Raw genomic sequence first — 15,938 nt, 5'->3', positions numbered from 1 at the left:
AAATCTCCTCATGGTTGGAGACTTGATCTTATTCTTCGTGCTAGGGGATTAGAATGCGGGGTTTATGATGCGCTTACAAAACAGCAAAGAAAGGACATATTTAGTAAGCGCTCAAGACTCCGCAGGCTTGATTGTTAGGCGATCATTTGTTCTTGCGAATATTCCAAGGTAGCAACGCTTCGATTTCCTCTACCGTTTCGGCGTAGGGTAACTGACTCAGTAGGTCGTGAATATATTGGTATGGCTGTAAACGCCCCATGATCCCACGGGGCGAACTTGTTAGTGTTCGAAGTTCCATGGCAGGAGCGCATCGATATCTGGCTCCGCTTTCGCCAGCTCTTTCATGCACTTGACCATGTAGTCGTAAAGAATAAGGCCGTTGGCTTTTGCAGTTTCGACGATACTGTATAGCATAGCACTCGCTTCAGCCCCGTTAGGGTTGGTCGAGAAGAGCCAGTTCTTTCTCCCAATGACCAGCGGTTTAATTGCGCGTTCAGCGCGATTATTGTCGATAGATAAGCTTTTAGCCGAATCCGTAGGACAGCGTTTGTTGGGTATTTCTACTACGTTATCGCCTTTTCGTGTAGCTATCTGTACCACAAAAGCGCGGCCTATAACGATTGTTTTGTATAAATACCCAGCAGTTCGCTGTAAAAATAATCACGAAAGATCAACAGACCCTCATTAATGATGATCAAATCTGTAATAGAGTGGGCGAATGATTTACACTCTGACGCGCTAGGTTGTTAGCACTATTTCCGTTTAGAAAAATTAGGGTAAAAAAATGAAGCGCTTTAATGAATTGCTCGTGGTATTTAGCTGTTTATTATCAGGTTTGGCGTTGGCAAACAGTAGTATTGATTTAGAAGCTACGATGAAAAAAATGAAGTTTGAAATTAGCCAAGCGTATAAAACAGAATCAAAAGATGAGTTTAAATCTCATATTACTTCTTTCAGTCAATTGCTTCAGCAGGCTAAAGCATACTCTTTTCCACCTGAGCGTAAGGACGTTTCAATGGAAGGGCTGAACAAAGTGACCGCAGTGGTAGAAAAAATTATCCTTGAGATGGACGATAAGCCTTTGCCTGAGTTGAAAGAACATTTACGTGACATTGATGACTTAAGAAAGGAATATCATAAAAAGAATAAGCCCAGCTTCTGGGAAACCCTTTTTAGCTAAGGCTAATTCTAGCCAAGCTTTTACTTAAACGCAGCTCAATGAGCTGCGTTTTGCATTTTAGTCGATTACTTTCCTCGAGAGTGCTTATATTGCGTTGGACAGTAGCCTCTATCTATTTCACCACTGCGCAGGGCAAGGTGTTTGGTTTTGCGGCCGCTGACTCTTTTGCGCCAGTTTTTAAAGCTGCGCGATGTTAGTTGTTGCCGCATAAGCTTGATTGTTTCTGGCTCGGTTAAACCATAAAGGCCATGAATCGCCTCAAACGGGGTTCGGTCTTCCCATGCCATTTCAATGATGCGAGAAATATCAACGTTATTCATTCTATTTACCAAAATTATTACTCATTGTGCTTACGTTATGACCTGTGGATTGGATTTTTTATCAATAAAATTCATTATTTAGGTATTTAACGGGGATGTTTTGCTTGTTAATTAACCCCTTGCAGTGATACTTGCCGTGATAAAGGGAAAGAAAGGCGTAAAACCATAGTGAAATGAGGTAATTTTTAGATTAAAAATGAAGCTTTTTGGATAAGAGTATTTTCCTTGTGCTTAGTCGTGCTATACTCCGGCCGCATTTATTTAATATAAATTTATAGAGTGAACAAATGGCAGATCTATCAAAATACAGAAACATAGGTATTTTCGCGCACGTTGATGCGGGTAAAACTACTACTACAGAGCGTATTCTTAAGCTAACGGGTACTATCCACAAAACAGGTGAAGTACATGATGGCGAATCTACTACGGACTTCATGGAACAAGAAGCTGAGCGCGGCATTACTATCCAGTCTGCTGCTGTAACTTGTTTCTGGAAGGATCACCGTTTTAACGTAATCGATACTCCGGGACACGTTGACTTCACCGTTGAAGTTTACCGTTCTCTTAAAGTACTTGACGGTGGTATCGGTGTATTCTGTGGTTCTGGTGGTGTTGAGCCACAATCAGAAACAAACTGGCGCTACGCGAACGACTCAGAAGTTGCACGTATTATCTTCGTAAACAAATTAGACCGCATGGGTGCTGATTTTTACCGCGTTGTTAAGCAAACTGAGACAGTACTAGCGGCTAATCCCCTAGTTATGGTTCTTCCAATCGGCATCGAAGACGATTTCGTAGGTGTTGTTGACCTATTAACTCGTCAAGCATACGTTTGGGATGAAACGGGTCTTCCAGAAAACTACTCAATCCAAGATGTTCCTGCGGACATGATTGATAAAGTTGAAGAATACCGTGAAATGCTGGTTGAAACTGCGGTTGAGCAAGACGACGACCTAATGGAAGCTTACATGGAAGGTGAAGAGCCTTCTATTGAAGACATCAAGCGTTGTATCCGTAAAGGTACACGTACTATGGATTTCTTCCCAACTTACTGTGGTTCTGCTTTCAAAAACAAAGGCATGCAGCTTGTTCTTGATGCAGTTGTTGACTACCTACCTTCACCAACAGAGGTTGATCCACAACCACTGACTGATGAAGAAGGTGAGCCTACTGGTGAATACGCAATCGTATCCGCCGAAGAAACATTCAAAGCGCTAGCATTCAAAATCATGGATGACCGTTTTGGTGCCCTAACGTTCGTACGTATCTACTCTGGTACACTGAGCAAAGGTGATACGATCATGAACGCTGCAACAGGTAAAACTGAGCGTGTTGGCCGTATGGTTGAAATGCAAGCCGATGACCGTAAAGAGCTAACTTATGCTCAAGCGGGCGATATCATCGCGATCGTTGGTATGAAAACTAACGTTCAAACTGGTCACACTTTATGTGATCCGAAGAACCCGATCATCCTAGAAGCAATGGTTTTCCCTAACCCAGTAATCTCTATCTCGGTTAAGCCTAAAGATAAAGGCTCTACTGAGAAGATGGGGGTTGCTATCGGTAAAATGGTTGCGGAAGATCCAACATTTGTTGTTGAAACAGACCAAGATTCTGGTGAAACAATTTTACGAGGTATGGGTGAGCTTCACTTAGATATTAAAGTTGATATCCTTAAGCGTACTTACGGTGTTGACTTAGTAGTAGGCCAACCTGAAGTTTCTTACCGTGAAACAATTACTAAACCTGTTGAAGATTCTTACACACATAAGAAACAATCTGGTGGCTCTGGTCAGTTTGGTAAAATTGATTACCGCATTAAACCAGGTGAGCCAGGCTCTGGTTTCGTCTTCAAATCAACAGTTGTAGGTGGTAACGTACCAAAAGAATTCTTCCCAGCAATTGAGAAAGGCTTCGAAGGTATGATGAATACAGGCGTTCTGGCTGGCTACCCAGTACTAGACGTAGAAATCGAACTTTACGATGGTGGTTTTCACGCCGTGGATTCATCTGCTGTTGCATTTGAACTAGCCGCTCGTGGCGCATTCCGTCAGTCTATCCCTAAAGCAGGCGCACAACTTCTTGAGCCCATCATGGCTGTTGACGTGTTTACTCCAGAAGAGCACGTTGGTGATGTTATCGGTGACCTTAACCGTCGCCGCGGTATGATCGCTGGTCAAGAAGCAGGTACTACTGGTGTGCGTATTAAAGCGGATGTACCTCTTTCAGAAATGTTTGGTTACATCGGTTCTCTACGTACCATGACTTCAGGCCGTGGTAATTTTTCTATGGAGTTCAAACACTACATGCCTTGTCCTAACAGCGTGTCAGAAATTGTTATTGCAAAAGTGAAAGAAGAAAAAGCAGCTGCCGCTAAGAAGTAATATTACTTAGTTAGCTAATCATTAACCCCAGTTATCTTGTAACTGGGGTTATTTTTTGCCTAGAAAACCATGAATAAAACACTTAAATACCTTCAGCATTACCCCGCTCATATCGTTGAACCCGTGTCGCGTTTAATTGAACAAAATCGACTGGGCCAATACTTACTGAGCAAATACCCTACGCCACATATATATTCGTCTGAGAAAGCCCTGTACCAATACGTGCAGGAGATTAAAAATCAATACATTCGTAAGTCGTCGCCGCTAAGTAAAATTATTTATGACAATAAGCTGCACTTAGTAAAGCATGCGTTAGGCACACACAGTTACGTGTCGCGGGTGCAGGGTGGGAAATTAAAGGCTAAGCAGGAAATTCGAATTGCTGGGCTGTTCAAACAAGCGCCAGAGCCGATGTTAAAAATGATAGTGGTGCATGAGTTAGCACATTTGAAAGAGAAAGAGCATAACAAGGCATTTTATCAGTTATGCCAGCATATGCAGCCAGATTACCATCAAGTTGAGCTCGATACCCGTTTGTATTTAACCGAGATCGAGCTTAATGGTGCCCTATACCGGCAGTTTAAAAAAGACTCTGAGTAGGCGAGGTTGAGGTGATTGTTAGTAACAGCGCTCTTTAATCAAGGCGATCATCTCATCGGTTAACACGGATTTTGAAATGTAGCTTTGGCCGCCATTATTTGCGACTAAAATGACTCCCCGCTCAGTATCTATGTGTTTTTTGATGTCCTGCCACAATAATGTTGTCTCAGTATAGGGGTTTTTACTGGAGAACCCTTGCTCATCTAACACAATGGTGACTTCGCTATTGGCGCTGCGGCTCCACATTTGTCTTGTTAACCACCAAGCGCGGCGATAAATAAAGCTAATGGTTTCAAGCACGCCTAAGCCTAGCAAGATACTTCCTGCAACGGTATGCTGATTGGTAAAAATAAGCAGGCAAAGGCCGCTTAACAATAGCGATACGATAAATACGTATCGAGGTTTAGCATGTTTGCTGAAGGGAAGTGACTCATCGAAGCACTCTTCAAGATACTGTTTTGAAAGTGTAAAGCTTGTTGTTAAAGGCATAATATACGTCCCAATAATGGAAAATGCAGTATATCATAGCCAGATAAAGCCGAAAGCAAGTCTGCATTGGCTTGATGTTTAATTAAGGAGTCGAAGTGGCAGGGGCAAGTTTATTAACCTTATTGGATGATATTGCAGCAGTGTTAGATGACGTTGCATTAATGACCAAGGTAGCAGCGAAGAAAACGGCGGGCGTATTAGGTGATGATTTAGCCCTTAACGCACAACAAGTATCGGGTGTTAATGCCGACAGAGAGTTGCCAGTGATCTGGGCGGTGGCGAAAGGCTCTTTGCGTAACAAACTGATCTTAGTGCCTGCCGCGCTCTTAATTAGTGTGATTGCGCCTTGGTTGATCACCCCGATGCTGTTAATTGGAGGCTTGTTCTTGTGTTTTGAAGGCTTTGAGAAAGTCTTTCATTCCAAGCCTAAAGCAGCAATTGAAGCAGAGGTTGAACCGGCTGTAGATATCGTGGCTTTTGAAGCAAAAAAGATAAAGGGCGCTATCCGCACTGACTTTATTCTCTCCGCCGAAATTATCGTTATTGCTTTGGGCACGGTACAGCATCAAGCCATGATGACTCAAGCTATGGTCGTCAGCTTGATTGCTTTTGTCATGACTGTTGGTGTATACGGGTTAGTTGCCGCAATCGTTAAAATGGATGATTTAGGCCTTTATTGGGCTGCAAAATACCCATCAGGGCGACTATTAAATCGGCTTGGCACCGCTTTAGTTAAGTTTGCCCCCTATTTAATGAGAGTGCTCGCATTTGTCGGCACCATTGCCATGTTTTTAGTCGGTGGTGGCATAGTTACACATAGCATCAGCGTGTTTCATCATCTAATAGACCCAGTATTGGGCGCGATTGTGAATGTGCCCGTTCTTCCATCTATTCTACCTATGATAATTAATGGCTTAGTTGGCGTGATTGCAGGTGCCATGGTTTACACCGTTGTGACTTTGGCAGTAAAAGTATTTCCGAGAAAAGTATAACCACGCTGGCAAAATGGCGGCGTTAGCCGCCAAACTATACCCAATCTAGAAATGCTTGACCTCAAGATGCACCTTCAAGTTGATAGGGTATCGATTAAGGATTTTCTGGCGGGGCTGTCGCAGTAAATAGGGGATCTGTGTTTGCTAGTGTTAATAATTCAGCTAGAGCCGGGTATGGGGCTAAATTAATCCGTTGGCGATATACTCCCCAATCTAAGAAACATGCTAGGCGTAGCTGTCCATCTGATAGGGGCAATTTGTTTGTTACTACGGTTTGGTTGAGGCAGGCTAAGCCACTTTCAACACGTCCTTGTTGGCGCTGTAAATACTGACTGTCGCTAACTTGGATATTATCCTGCTTTTCCAAAAAGAAGATATTCACGGTTGCGTCCATTACCGTATTAACCATCGCAAAGCGCTCAAAATCCATCATGTCAGGAAAAAAAGTTTGGCCTGCTTTTTCTCTCAGGTACTTTAAGATCACCACCGAGTCCGTTAGGGTGAGATTGCCATCAATTAAAAAGGGTACTTTTTTGGTAGGTGAAAGCTCGGCGCTGGCCACCGCATCGGTTTCAATAAATTCACACTCAAGACCTGTTTGCGCTAATACAATGCGGCAGTGGCGTACATAAGGCGAGGTGAAGCTGCCATAAAGTTTCATAACCTTAATCCTAATTTGTGGAAATTTTTAGATTACTGCCTCAGGCAATGAAATGCCAGAGAGTTTGATTATTGGATTGGAAATGGCTGTGCATTGAACACAGCCGAAGTAGCGTTAGTGAGATAAAATTTGATCAAGAAACAGCTTTAATCGATCCGACTCGGGCTGTTCAAAGAAGGTATGAGGTTCGTTTTCTTCAATGATTTGTCCACCGTCCATAAAAATGACTCGGTCAGCAACCTTTTTAGCAAAACCCATCTCGTGGGTGACACAAATCATCGTAATCCCTTCATCGGCTAACTCTACCATCACATCTAATACTTCCGACACCATTTCCGGGTCTAATGCTGAGGTGGGCTCGTCAAACAACATTATTTCTGGGTTAAAGCATAAACAACGAGCCACTGCCACGCGCTGCTGCTGACCACCAGATAACTGATTGGGGTACTTATTCGCTTGATCCGAAATTTTCACTCGGTCTAAGTAATACATCGCGGTTTCTATGGCTTCCTTACGTGGCTTTTTATGTACCCAAGTTGGCGCAATGACCAGGTTTTCAAGTACGGATAAATGTGGGAACAAGTTGAAATGTTGGAACACCATACCCACTTTTGAGCGAATATGGCGGACAATTTTCACATCTTCAATTAGCTCTGTTTCACCAATAAAAATTTTACCTTGTTGAAACTTTTCTAAGTGGTTTAAGCAGCGAATAGTGGTGGATTTACCGGATCCCGAAGGGCCACAGATAACGACCTTCTCGCCTTTTTTAACATTAAGGTTAACATCTTTGAGTACGTGAAAATCACCGTACCACTTGTTAACATTTTCCATTCTGATCATAAATTCATTTGTCGACATGGCGTTACCTATTTAAGTTCTGTATTAAAGCGTCTTTCGACAGATTTAGAATATTGAGACATTGAGAAGCAGAATACCCAGTAGATGAAGGTGACAAAGACATAACCTTCAACTTCATAACCGAGCCAATTAGAGTCACTATTGGTTAGGGTCACCATGGCTAATATGTCGAATAAGCCAATGATCAGCACTAGGGTCGTATCTTTAAATAAAGAGATGAATGAGCCCACTAAATTTGGGATCGAGATTTTTAATGCTTGCGGCAAAATGATTAAAATCATTCCTTGCCAGTAGCTCAAACCCAATGACTCACTGGCTTCATACTGCCCCTTAGGAATAGCTTGTAAGCCTCCACGCACCACTTCGGCAATATAGGCTGCTTGGAATAAGGTAATACCAATCAACGCCCTGAGTAGTTTGTCAAAATCAATACCGTCATGAAAAAACAAAGGTAAAACCACAGAAGCCATAAATAATATGGTGATCAGTGGAACGCCCCGGACAAACTCAATAAAACCCACACACAGTGTTTTAACGATAGGCATATCTGATTGGCGGCCAAGGGCAAGTAAAATACCAATTGGGAATGACGCGATTATCCCAACTGCCGCAACAATCACCGTTAGCATTAAGCCACCCCATTTGTTGGTCTCAACGGTTTCTAGGCCAAATAAGCCGCCATGAATAAACACTATGGATACAAACGGGTAGAGTAAGATAATAATAATTTTTAATTTTATATTTTTCAAAAGCTTAACACTGGCAATAAATGCCACTGTTAGCGCAGCAACAAATAGTGGTCGCCAATGTAGTGCTTCTGGATAAAAGCCGTAAATGAATTGGTCAAATTTTTCAATGATGAAAATCCAACGTGCGCCATCATTCACTATATCTTCTTGGCTGCCAGACCAAGTCGCACTGAAAAATAGCCAGTCTAATGCCGGAGGAACGGTGAGGTAGAGGAAGTAAATACAAAATACTGATAATAATGAATTTTTAATATCAGAAAACAAGTTTTTTCTGAGCCAAAAAATAATGCCTCGGTTATTAATCGGCGCGGGCTTCGCCTCTTTAATATCATAAATAGCCATGTTATCGCCCCTTAATTTCCATTTTTGCATTTACCCAGTTCAGCAATAGCGAAATGACGATGCTAAAAAGGAGATATACCGCCATGGTCATTAAGATGATCTCTATCGCTTGGCCCACTTGGTTTAAGGTGGTTCCTGAAAATAGGGTCACAATTTCTGGGTAGCCAATGGCGGTGGCAAGTGAAGAGTTTTTTACCAAATTTAAATATTGGTTGATTACGGGCGGAATGATCACCCGAAGTGCTTGCGGTAAAATGACCTTTCTCAAAATGACATGTTCTTTCAAGCCAAGAGAATTGGCGGCTTCTTTTTGCCCTTTCGGAACCGACTCGATGCCCGCTCTAACGGCTTCGGCAATGTAGGTAGCAGTGTAAATACTCAAGGCAAAAGCCAGCGCCAGTAACTCAGGAATAATGACCCAACCACCTTTAAAGTTGAATCCTTTTAATTCGGGGACTTCACTTGAAATAGGCTGGCCAGCAATGAAATACACTAACACTGGAGCCAAAATAATAATTGCACCGCCAACGCTAAAAATAGGAAACTCTTCACCTGTGTCATCATGGCGCTTAATGGCCCACCTTGCTAGGAAATAGACGCCGATACAGGCAATGATGAAGGCTGCTAATATATATCCGCTGTTATCTTCCAAAATAGGTTTTGGCATAAGAAAACCGCGGTTATTTAAAAAGTACTCGCCGAAGTAAGATAAACTTTGTCGTGGGCTTGGCAGTGCCGCCAGTACAACGTTATACCAAAATAGTATTTGTAATAAGATGGGTATGTTACGGAAGGTTTCTACATAAACCATCGATAACTTAGCAATCAAAAAATTACTTGATAAGCGGCCTATCCCGATCAGCAAACCGAGAATGGTTGTAAAAAATATGGCGATGCCTGAGACAAGTAAGGTATTTAATATACCGACGAGAAAAACGCGTGAGTAGGTAGATGAGCCATCATCATATTCAACTAAGGTTTGACTAATACCGAAGCCAGCTACTTGGTCTAAAAATGAAAAGCCGGTCTCGATGCCACGCGCTTCAATGTTGGCAAACATGTTATTAGCAAAGTAATAAGCTAAAAAAACCACTAATCCAAGCGCAAAAACTTGGAAAATGATTGCACGGTTTTTTGGGTTGTTAAAAAAACTCACTGAGTTTGTGGGGGCACTTGGGGGATTACTCATATCCATTCCCTATCTAAGGGGGGCAAGCCCCCCGATACTTCTTATTGCGGTGGGTTATCTAATTGGCATTGGGTACATTAAGCCACCTTGATTCCACAGTTTATTTAAACCACGGTCAATGTTTAGCGGCGAGTCTTTGCCGACATTGCGATCAAACATTTCACCATAATTGCCCACTTGTTTAATCATGGTATAAGCCCATTTAGCATCAAGGCCTAAGCTTGCTCCTGCGTCACCAGAGGTACCCAGTAAACGCTTAACACTTGGGTTATCTGATTTCATTTGTGCATCAACATTCGCGGTTGTAATACCTAGCTCTTCGGCTTCTAACGCGGCAAATAGAGTCCAACGCACAATATTAAACCAATCATCATCCCCTTGACGAACGACTGGCCCTAGGGGCTCTTTAGAAATAATCTCTGGCAGTACCATCACTGAGTTTGGATCGTCCATTTTTAGTCTTAAACCATAAAGCTGGGAAGCGTCTGAGGTGACGGCATCGCAACGGCCTTTCTTAAAGCCGTCAATGGTTTGGCCTGAGGTGTCATAAGTGACCGCTTTGTATTCCATTTTTTGAGATTTGAAATAATCCGTTAAGTTCAATTCAGTGGTCGTGCCCGCTTGTATACAGAAGGTTGCGCCATCAAGCTCTTTGGCTGACGAAATACCCAGTTTTTTGTTGATCAAAAAGCCTTGGCCGTCATAGTAGTTGACCCCAGCGAAATTAAGGCCAAGGGAGGTATCACGACTTGATGTCCAAGTTGATGAGCGGACTAACACATCAATTTCACCGCTTTGTAATGCAGTAAATCGTTCTTTGGCAGTAAGGGGAATGTATTTAACTTTATCCGCATTGCCTAACACTGCACTTGCAATGGCTTTACAAAAATCAACGTCAATGCCTTCCCACACCCCTTTAGAGTTGGTGGCAGAGAAACCGGGGATACCAGTAGACACGCCGCAGTTTAGCTCGCCTTTCTTGATCACGTTCTCTAACGTGCCAGCAGACGAAACCATTGGGATAAATGCCAATGCGGCAGTGAGTGATAGGGCAATTTTGGTTCTATTCATTATCTATTCCTTTCAAGTCGGGGTATTGTTATCAATAACGCCATGGAACTTAAAATACAGGCTGTTACGCACATTATTATATTTAACAAATTGGCAACAATTTTAAAACATGAACATTAGTCGTAGAAATCCATTATTGTGTGATAAATGAACGACTTTTGACTGTTATTTCAGTGTTTAGCTTAGTTCTTGTATAAGAAATAGGCCAATTTAAGCGGCTAAAAAACTGTGTGTTTTATACTACTAAGAAGGTAAAAGTAGCATCGAGGGACGGTGGCAGTTATTGCTGATAGGTGAAATGAATAGATAGAAACGTTCAATAAATCAATGGCTAATGTTGGGGAATTAGGTTTTTTTACTGATAACACTTTGTTAACAAATGTTGCCGAGCATCGGCAGAACGCTTTTTTGTGAGCTCTACCTGAAAGTTATTGATTTACATTTACTTTTCTGTAGATAAAATGAATAAGATAAAAATGTCATTTAAACAGCAAATGTGATTGCTGTCACTAACTTAAGATGGCTGATTAGTTTATTACTCGTGTTTACAAGGACAATTAATGCTTAAAATTGCATCTCGTATAGGGTGTGCGCTAGGGTTTGGGCTTGCGATGGCAATGACCCCAACCATTGCAGCCGCTAAAAATGTTTCTCTGACTATCGTTTCTGAATTTAGACAAAGCTGGGAGCGTAATTTTAACCCCTTCAACTCAGCTCATCGCTTGCCCACGACGATGCAGTTTATTTACGAACCTTTGATTGTTTTTAATGAACTTCAAGGTGGGAAACCTGTTTATCGCCTTGCCATCGACCATCGTTTTTCTAGCGATCTGAAAACCCTGACATTTGACTTAAGAAAAGACGTGAAATGGTCGGATGGCACTGCCTTTACTGCGGACGATGTTGTCTATTCTTTGCGCTTAGCCGCTAGAGGAGGGGCTCTTGACGTAAGAGGCTTGGCCGATGATATCGATAACATAGTTAAAGAAAACGCTTACACTGTGAGTATTCAGCTCAATAAAGTCGATACGGGGATCGCAACACGTATTGTAAGGGCGCCAATCGTACCTAAGCACATTTTTTCTATGGTTAAGGATATTCCTAACTTCACTAACCCTAATCCCGTAGGCACAGGTCCATTTACTCAGGTACCGATGTTTTCATGGCAAGTTTATATTCAATGCCGTAACCCACATTACTATCAGAATGAAAAGTTGAAAATTGATTGCTTACAAAGTCCAATCATCACTAGCAACGAAGAACTGTTAGCCGCAGCTATTAAAGGGCGCTTAGACTGGACATCTTCCTTTATCCCTAATATTGAAGAAGTATTACTTAGTAAGAATTCAAGTACTCGTTATTGGTTCCCCGCGGCTGGCTCTGCATCATTTGTGATGAATTTCAAATCACCTAATGAGAATAACCGAAAAGCGTTCAATAATTTGAGCTTCCGCCGTGCGTTTTCAATGGCGATGGATAGAAAACGTATGGTGGAAGAAGCTGGCTCGGGTTATTGGGTTGAGAATAATTATCCAAGTGGTCTTGGCGATCAATTTAAAAGCTGGTCAGATCCCTTAGTCAGGCAGAAGTATGGCAAGTTCAATACCTACAACAAAGCTTATGCCGCTAAATTATTACGGGATGTCGGCTTTAAAGATATTGATAACGATGGTTGGTTAGATAACCCAGATGGTAGCCAATTTAGTTTTGAGATTTTGGTACCTAATGGCTGGTCAGATCATATTAAAACCGTTGAAATTGCCATAGAAGGTTTAAAGGCGTTAGGTATTAACGCCATGATCGCCACACCAGAGTTTGGTCAGTTAGTTGACCAAGTCAAATCAGGTAATTATGACGCGCAATTTACTAACTATTTTGCCGGTGCGACACCTCATTTGTATTATCATTCAGGCTTCCATTCTTCACAATTTGATAAAAACCGATTTGCTGGTCACCACTATGCCGACGCAATGCTAGATAAACTGATTGATGGTTTTAACCGTACCAATGATGAAGAAGTTCGCTTAAACATTATGCATCGAATTGAAGAGCGTATTGGCTCACAGCAAATTACTGTCCCAGTGATTAGTTCAAATTTTAACTATCAATATGACGATGTGAATTTCAAAGGCTGGTTTAACGAAGAGAACCCAGGTGGTATTCCGGTTATCCACCCTGATATACCTGAGCGTTTATTACATGTCTTATCACTTGAGCCTGTGATTAGCGATACTGTGATGAATTAACAGTTCAAGACTGACAAAAAAACCGATACAGCTTGGCTGTATCGGTTTTTTTTTGAGTTTAATTAACCTCAGTTTCGCTTATCCAAAACTCGGGTTAATTAGTTAATCGTGTTGCGCGTAAAAATGCTGACTGTTGTATTCAACTGTCTCTACAATTGGCGCCATACTCTTTTCCCTAATAGTATTGGCTTGTTCAAGTAATTCACTGCCTTCGATAGCCGCTTCAGTAAAACTAATGTGTGGGTTGGGCACCGCAGAAAGCAACAACTGTGTGTAGGGGTGTTGTGGATTGTCAATAACACTGCTCGTATTGCCCCATTCGACAATCTGTCCTTGATACATAATTGCGATGTCTTCGGCAAAGTACCTTGCTGTTGCTATGTCGTGCGTGATGTATAGAAACGTCATGTCTTGCTCATTTTTCATCTTATTCAAGAGCTTTAAGATATCCAAACGAATGGACACATCGAGCATACTGGTTGGTTCATCGGCTAAAATAATTTCAGCGCCAATTGCAACGGTACGGGCAATAGAAACACGCTGGCGTTGCCCGCCTGATAGTTGATGAGGATATTTACTGGCGGTGGCTTCGGGATCTAGTTCAACCAAACGCAGTAAATCATTAACTTTTTCAATTGCTTGAATTTTAGTCTTCACGTGGCCATGGGTAAATAAAGGGCGCGCTAGGTGGTGATAAATAGTATGGGCAGGGTTAAGTGAGCCATAAGGGTCTTGAAAGATCATTTGGATGTTCTTTCGGTACTGGGCTAGCTCTCGATGAGTATTAAATTCATTAATATCTTGGCCTCGGTACAACACCTCGCCGCTGTTATGAAGGTGCATGCGAGTCAGTAGACGTGCCACAGTACTTTTACCAGATCCACTTTCACCTACCAATGCTAGTGCTCGGCCTTTTTTCAGTTCAAAGCTAACATTACGTAGCGCGTGAACCTGCCTTTTATGCAAGCCTTTTCCCGTGTTAAAGGTTTTAGTCATGTTCTTAACTGTGACTAAAATATCACTTGATGGTGGGTTTAATAAGGTCATGCGAATACCTCCCTAGTGTTTGTTGCGCGTTGCTCGGCGATGTTTTGCTCAAAAGCGGCAGGAATAGATTGCCAAAGTTTTTGTGTGTAAGGATGCTGTGGTCGGTGCAAAATATCCTTGGCCTTGCCAACTTCAACCAGTTCTCCCTTTAACATGACGCCGATGCGATCGCACAGTTGCGTCATTAAGCTAAGATCGTGAGTAATAAACAATACTGAAAAGCCAAACTCTTTTCTCAACGCATGAATTTGTAACAGGATCTCGCGTTGGACAACAACATCAAGGGCAGTGGTGGGCTCATCCATGATCAATAAATCAGGATTAAGGGCGAGCCCAATTGCGATCACTATTCGCTGTCGCATGCCGCCAGAAAATTGATGGGGATAGTCCTTCAAACGGTTCGGGTTTATCCCAACCAGCTCCAACAATTGTCCCGCCCGCTTTGCCGACTCAGTCTCGTCATAGCCTTTATGGCGATAGAACATGTCACGAAATTGTTCTTCGATGGTTAATACTGGATTCAAGCTGTTCATGGCACTTTGAAATACCATGCTGACTTTTGACCAGCGTGTTTTGGCAATGGTTTTTTTATCCATGGTTAAGGTGTTATCGCCATTGAGTAATATCTCTCCACCTGAGATATATGCGGGTGGGCGCAGTAACTGACTAATGGCGAAGGCGATGGTACTTTTGCCACAACCACTTTCACCGGCTAAACCAAAGATTTCACCCTTATTAATGTTAAAGCTAACATTGTCCACTGCCCGGAATTCACTCTCATCCAATAAGTAGTCAACACATAAGTTTTTAATTACTAGTGTCGGCTGTTCAGTTGCTTGAGATAGGCTTTGACTAGTTGTCATAAATCACCCCATTAGTAGATTGCTTAGCATTGTTAGGTGTATTTAAGCTGGCTGCTTTTAGTTGCTTGACGCGTTTATTAAAACGCTTTATGCCACTAAAGGTTCGTAACCTTGGGTTAGCAATTTCATCTATACCAAAGTTGAGTAGCGCTAAGCCCATACCAAGTATGGCAATTGCGACACATGGTACTAATACTTCCCACCACGCACCGACAGTCATCGCTGACGCGTTTTGCGCATTAAACAACATGGTGCCCCAACTTACCGCGAGGGGATCGCCTAAGCCTAAGAACTCTAAAGTGGCTTCTGTGATGATGGTGTAAATAATTGAACCTAAGAAATTTAAGCCAATGATTGAGCTTAAATTTGGTAAAATCTCGACAAAAATAATACGCCATGAAGGTTCACAAGCTAACTCACTGGCTTGAATAAACTCTTTATTGCGCAAGGTTAAGGTTTGCGAACGGGTGACCCTTGCTCCCCAGGCCCAACTGGTAAAACCAATAATAATCGCGATGGTCATGGGACTGGCTTCGCCAATAAAGGCTGCCAACACCAGTAACAGGGGCAGCTGCGGCACCACTAAGGCGACATTGGTCAATAAACTCACTACTTCATCATACTTGCCGCCAAAGTAGCCGGCAGAGACGCCTAGAGCAGTACCAATAATCACAATAATCAAGCCGGCACCAAAACCAACGGCGAGGGATGTTGCAGTTCCATGAATGAATAAATGGTAGACATCACGACCCATTCGAGTCGTGCCCATGACATTCTCAGCATTAGGCGCTTGATGCGGTCGAGCGACGCGCTTGTTGGGTTCATGGGAAGTGAGTAAAGGGGCTGATAAAGCAATCAGCAAATATGTGATCACAATGAATAAGCCGAAGCTGACTTTTTTATTGCGTCCAAGCATCTTTAAAAATCCAGACATAATCGTTCCT

Annotated in this window: 16 protein-coding genes and 1 pseudogene; 5 read left to right on the top strand and 12 right to left on the bottom strand. The window is 42.4% G+C overall.

Annotated elements, in window-relative coordinates; genetic code table 11:
* Nucleotides 1–142: 142 nt before the first annotated feature.
* Entirely contained in the window at nt 143–298 is a 156-nt protein-coding gene (locus tag Q4519_RS18395) for a transposase domain-containing protein (protein WP_303514799.1), read from the bottom strand.
* A pseudogene (locus Q4519_RS18390) lies at nt 280–519 on the bottom strand (transposase); the annotation flags it as partial. The pseudogene Q4519_RS18390 and the gene Q4519_RS18395, both read right to left, overlap by 19 nt.
* A gap of 265 nt (nt 520–784) precedes the next feature.
* Here Q4519_RS18390 and Q4519_RS18380 point away from each other — a divergent pair.
* The gene (locus Q4519_RS18380) at nt 785–1,180 is read left to right on the top strand and encodes a cytochrome b562 (RefSeq protein ID WP_303514797.1); all 396 of its coding nucleotides are present in this window, start codon (nt 785–787) and stop codon (nt 1,178–1,180) included.
* Between the two features lie 65 nt (nt 1,181–1,245).
* Here the strand turns inward: Q4519_RS18380 and Q4519_RS18375 are convergent, their stop codons facing one another.
* Nucleotides 1,246–1,500, bottom strand: a complete 255-nt coding sequence (locus tag Q4519_RS18375; protein WP_303514795.1) for a TIGR03643 family protein — start codon at nt 1,498–1,500, stop codon at nt 1,246–1,248.
* A 287-nt stretch (nt 1,501–1,787) separates the two neighbouring features.
* Between Q4519_RS18375 and fusA the strand changes: the two genes are divergently transcribed.
* Together fusA and Q4519_RS18365 are read left to right on the top strand one after the other, a co-directional pair.
* On the top strand, nt 1,788–3,884 hold the full coding sequence (fusA, locus tag Q4519_RS18370) for an elongation factor G (protein WP_303514793.1): 2,097 nt from the start codon (nt 1,788–1,790) through the stop codon (nt 3,882–3,884).
* A 69-nt stretch (nt 3,885–3,953) separates the two neighbouring features.
* The gene (locus Q4519_RS18365) at nt 3,954–4,484 is read left to right on the top strand and encodes a M48 family metallopeptidase (RefSeq protein ID WP_232799580.1); all 531 of its coding nucleotides are present in this window, start codon (nt 3,954–3,956) and stop codon (nt 4,482–4,484) included.
* An 18-nt stretch (nt 4,485–4,502) separates the two neighbouring features.
* On the opposite strand, the gene Q4519_RS18360 is transcribed toward Q4519_RS18365, so the two are convergent.
* Nucleotides 4,503–4,973 (bottom strand): YcxB family protein, encoded by a 471-nt coding sequence (locus tag Q4519_RS18360; protein WP_232799579.1) that lies wholly within the window; start codon nt 4,971–4,973, stop codon nt 4,503–4,505.
* Between the two features lie 95 nt (nt 4,974–5,068).
* On the opposite strand from Q4519_RS18360, the gene Q4519_RS18355 reads away from it, so the two are divergent.
* On the top strand, nt 5,069–5,965 hold the full coding sequence (locus Q4519_RS18355) for a DUF808 domain-containing protein (protein ID WP_303514790.1): 897 nt from the start codon (nt 5,069–5,071) through the stop codon (nt 5,963–5,965).
* 94 nt (nt 5,966–6,059) lie between these two features.
* On the opposite strand, the gene Q4519_RS18350 is transcribed toward Q4519_RS18355, so the two are convergent.
* The 5 genes from Q4519_RS18350 to Q4519_RS18330 all read right to left on the bottom strand — a co-directional run bounded on the left by Q4519_RS18350 (nt 6,060) and on the right by Q4519_RS18330 (nt 10,838).
* Nucleotides 6,060–6,626 (bottom strand): glutathione S-transferase family protein, encoded by a 567-nt coding sequence (locus Q4519_RS18350; protein WP_303514787.1) that lies wholly within the window; start codon nt 6,624–6,626, stop codon nt 6,060–6,062.
* A 114-nt stretch (nt 6,627–6,740) separates the two neighbouring features.
* Nucleotides 6,741–7,487, bottom strand: a complete 747-nt coding sequence (locus Q4519_RS18345; RefSeq protein WP_345790246.1) for an amino acid ABC transporter ATP-binding protein — start codon at nt 7,485–7,487, stop codon at nt 6,741–6,743.
* 8 nt (nt 7,488–7,495) lie between these two features.
* On the bottom strand, nt 7,496–8,578 hold the full coding sequence (locus tag Q4519_RS18340) for an amino acid ABC transporter permease (protein ID WP_232799576.1): 1,083 nt from the start codon (nt 8,576–8,578) through the stop codon (nt 7,496–7,498).
* A gap of 1 nt (nt 8,579) precedes the next feature.
* Nucleotides 8,580–9,767, bottom strand: a complete 1,188-nt coding sequence (locus tag Q4519_RS18335; RefSeq protein ID WP_232799575.1) for an amino acid ABC transporter permease — start codon at nt 9,765–9,767, stop codon at nt 8,580–8,582.
* Nucleotides 9,768–9,821: 54 nt separating this feature from the next.
* The gene (locus tag Q4519_RS18330; RefSeq protein WP_232799574.1) at nt 9,822–10,838 is read right to left on the bottom strand and encodes an amino acid ABC transporter substrate-binding protein; all 1,017 of its coding nucleotides are present in this window, start codon (nt 10,836–10,838) and stop codon (nt 9,822–9,824) included.
* Between the two features lie 560 nt (nt 10,839–11,398).
* Here Q4519_RS18330 and Q4519_RS18325 point away from each other — a divergent pair.
* A complete protein-coding gene (locus Q4519_RS18325; protein ID WP_303514782.1) occupies nt 11,399–13,084 on the top strand; it encodes an ABC transporter substrate-binding protein in 1,686 nt (561 codons plus the stop codon).
* A 102-nt stretch (nt 13,085–13,186) separates the two neighbouring features.
* Here Q4519_RS18325 and Q4519_RS18320 read toward each other — a convergent pair whose 3' ends face one another.
* The 3 genes from Q4519_RS18320 to Q4519_RS18310 are packed head-to-tail and all read right to left on the bottom strand — an operon-like array spanning nt 13,187 to nt 15,928.
* The gene (locus tag Q4519_RS18320) at nt 13,187–14,131 is read right to left on the bottom strand and encodes an ABC transporter ATP-binding protein (protein WP_232799572.1); all 945 of its coding nucleotides are present in this window, start codon (nt 14,129–14,131) and stop codon (nt 13,187–13,189) included.
* Nucleotides 14,128–14,994, bottom strand: a complete 867-nt coding sequence (locus Q4519_RS18315) for an ABC transporter ATP-binding protein (protein ID WP_232799571.1) — start codon at nt 14,992–14,994, stop codon at nt 14,128–14,130. The genes Q4519_RS18320 and Q4519_RS18315 overlap by 4 nt, the downstream gene beginning before the upstream one ends.
* Entirely contained in the window at nt 14,984–15,928 is a 945-nt protein-coding gene (locus tag Q4519_RS18310) for an ABC transporter permease (RefSeq protein WP_232799570.1), read from the bottom strand. The genes Q4519_RS18315 and Q4519_RS18310 overlap by 11 nt, the downstream gene beginning before the upstream one ends.
* Nucleotides 15,929–15,938: the final 10 nt, after the last annotated feature.

Source organism: Motilimonas sp. 1_MG-2023 (assembly GCF_030547455.1).
Classification (GTDB): Bacteria; Pseudomonadota; Gammaproteobacteria; order Enterobacterales; family CBDFNC01; genus Motilimonas.
This window is presented reverse-complemented; position numbering and strand designations above follow the sequence as displayed.

Excerpts from the sequence above, each read along its gene's own strand:
- Q4519_RS18395 (WP_303514799.1), bottom strand. The coding sequence starts at position 298 with ATGGAACTTCGAACACTAACAAGTTCGCCCCGTGGGATCATGGGGCGT.
- Q4519_RS18330 (WP_232799574.1), bottom strand. The coding sequence starts at position 10,838 with ATGAATAGAACCAAAATTGCCCTATCACTCACTGCCGCATTGGCATTT.
- Q4519_RS18375 (WP_303514795.1), bottom strand. The coding sequence starts at position 1,500 with ATGAATAACGTTGATATTTCTCGCATCATTGAAATGGCATGGGAAGAC.
- Q4519_RS18360 (WP_232799579.1), bottom strand. The coding sequence starts at position 4,973 with ATGCCTTTAACAACAAGCTTTACACTTTCAAAACAGTATCTTGAAGAG.
- Q4519_RS18345 (WP_345790246.1), bottom strand. The coding sequence starts at position 7,487 with ATGTCGACAAATGAATTTATGATCAGAATGGAAAATGTTAACAAGTGG.
- fusA (WP_303514793.1), top strand. The coding sequence starts at position 1,788 with ATGGCAGATCTATCAAAATACAGAAACATAGGTATTTTCGCGCACGTT.
- Q4519_RS18350 (WP_303514787.1), bottom strand. The coding sequence starts at position 6,626 with ATGAAACTTTATGGCAGCTTCACCTCGCCTTATGTACGCCACTGCCGC.
- Q4519_RS18310 (WP_232799570.1), bottom strand. The coding sequence starts at position 15,928 with ATGTCTGGATTTTTAAAGATGCTTGGACGCAATAAAAAAGTCAGCTTC.
- Q4519_RS18365 (WP_232799580.1), top strand. The coding sequence starts at position 3,954 with ATGAATAAAACACTTAAATACCTTCAGCATTACCCCGCTCATATCGTT.
- Q4519_RS18320 (WP_232799572.1), bottom strand. The coding sequence starts at position 14,131 with ATGACCTTATTAAACCCACCATCAAGTGATATTTTAGTCACAGTTAAG.
- Q4519_RS18325 (WP_303514782.1), top strand. The coding sequence starts at position 11,399 with ATGCTTAAAATTGCATCTCGTATAGGGTGTGCGCTAGGGTTTGGGCTT.
- Q4519_RS18335 (WP_232799575.1), bottom strand. The coding sequence starts at position 9,767 with ATGAGTAATCCCCCAAGTGCCCCCACAAACTCAGTGAGTTTTTTTAAC.
- Q4519_RS18380 (WP_303514797.1), top strand. The coding sequence starts at position 785 with ATGAAGCGCTTTAATGAATTGCTCGTGGTATTTAGCTGTTTATTATCA.
- Q4519_RS18315 (WP_232799571.1), bottom strand. The coding sequence starts at position 14,994 with ATGACAACTAGTCAAAGCCTATCTCAAGCAACTGAACAGCCGACACTA.
- Q4519_RS18340 (WP_232799576.1), bottom strand. The coding sequence starts at position 8,578 with ATGGCTATTTATGATATTAAAGAGGCGAAGCCCGCGCCGATTAATAAC.